Annotated in this window: 1 protein-coding gene; it reads right to left on the bottom strand. The window is 65.7% G+C overall.

The genetic code is table 11. The features are described 5' to 3' along the window. Positions 1-103: 103 nt before the first annotated feature. Positions 104-1,564, bottom strand: a complete 1,461-nt coding sequence (gene glnA / locus HLH34_RS19045; RefSeq protein ID WP_183121132.1) for a type I glutamate--ammonia ligase — start codon at positions 1,562-1,564, stop codon at positions 104-106.

Raw genomic sequence — 1,564 nt, 5'->3', positions numbered from 1 at the left:
GGGTCCAGGGCCTCAGGCCCTGGTGGGGCATGGGGCAAAACCCCATGAAAAAGGGCGCCGGCCCTGATGGTTCCGGCGCCCCGATCGGTGATCCGCGGGGGGATCAGACCGAGTAATACATCTCGAATTCCGCCGGATGGGGCGTGTGTTCGAACTTGTAGACGTCCTGCCACTTGACGGCGCAGTAGCTTTCGATCTGGTCCTTGGTGAAGACGTTGCCGGCCAGCAGGAACTCGTGGTCGGCGGCCAGGGCCTCCAGCGCCTCGCGCAGCGAGCCGCACACCGTCGGGATCTGCTTCAGCTCCTCGGGCGGCAGGTCGTACAGATCCTTGTCCATGGCGTCGCCGGGGTGGATCTTGTTGCGGATCCCGTCCAGCCCGGCCATCAGCATGGCGGCGAACGCCAGGTAGGGGTTGGCCGTGGGGTCGGGGAAGCGGACCTCGACGCGCTTGGCCTTCGGGCTGGTCGCATACGGGATGCGGCACGAGGCCGAGCGGTTGCGCGCCGAATAGGCCAGCAGCACCGGCGCCTCGAAGCCCGGGATCAGCCGCTTGTAGGAGTTGGTCGACGGGTTGGTGAACGCGTTCAGCGCCTTGGCGTGCTTGATGATGCCGCCGATGTAATACAGCGCCTGGTCGGACAGGTCGGCATAGCCGTTGCCCGCGAACACCGGCTTGCCGGCCTTCCAGATCGACTGATGGACATGCATGCCCGACCCGTTGTCGCCATAGATCGGCTTGGGCATGAAGGTCGCCGTCTTGCCGTAGGAATGGGCGACGTTGTGCACGCAGTATTTGTAGATCTGCATGAAGTCGGCCGACTGCACCAGGGTGGCGAACTTGGTGCCCAGCTCATGCTGGGACTGCGCCACCTCGTGATGGTGCTTTTCGATCGGCAGGCCCATCTCGCCCATCGTCGTCAGCATCTCGGCGCGCAGGTCGCCCTCGCTGTCCACCGGGGCCACGGGGAAATAGCCGCCCTTGACGCCCGGGCGGTGGCCCATGTTGCCTTCCGGATAGTCCTTCAGCGAGGCGCCGGGGCCTTCGATGCTGTCCAGCTGGTAGGTGCCGTAGTTCGGACCCGTCCCGAAGCGGACGCTGTCGAAGATGAAGAACTCGGCTTCCGGCCCGAAGAACGCCGTGTCGCCCAGCCCGGTCGACTTCAGGTAGGCCTCGGCCAGCTTGGCCGTCGCCCGCGGGTCGCGGTTGTAGAACTGGCCCGTCGAGGGTTCGATGATGTCGCAGATCAGGATCAGCTGCGGCTTGGCCGAGAACGGGTCCATCACCGCCGTCGCCGGGTCCGGCAGCAGCACCATGTCGCTCTCGTTGATCGCCTTCCATCCCGCGATCGACGACCCGTCGAACATGAAGCCGTCGCGGAACGTGTCCTGCTCGATCGTCGAAACGTGCTGCGTCGTGTGGTGCCACTTGCCCCGCGGATCGGTGAAGCGCAGGTCCACCAGTTCCACCGAGTGTTCCTGGATCAGGCTGAACACCTTCGCGACAGACGCCGCGTCGGGGGAAGGGGGGGCCGCTGGGGCCGGGGTCGGGGCTTTTTTCGCCAT

It is taken from the genome of Gluconacetobacter azotocaptans (assembly GCF_014174355.1).
GTDB lineage: Bacteria > Pseudomonadota > Alphaproteobacteria > Acetobacterales > Acetobacteraceae > Gluconacetobacter > Gluconacetobacter azotocaptans.
The sequence above is the reverse complement of the archived record's forward strand: the minus strand, read 5'-3'. Positions and strand labels throughout refer to the sequence as shown.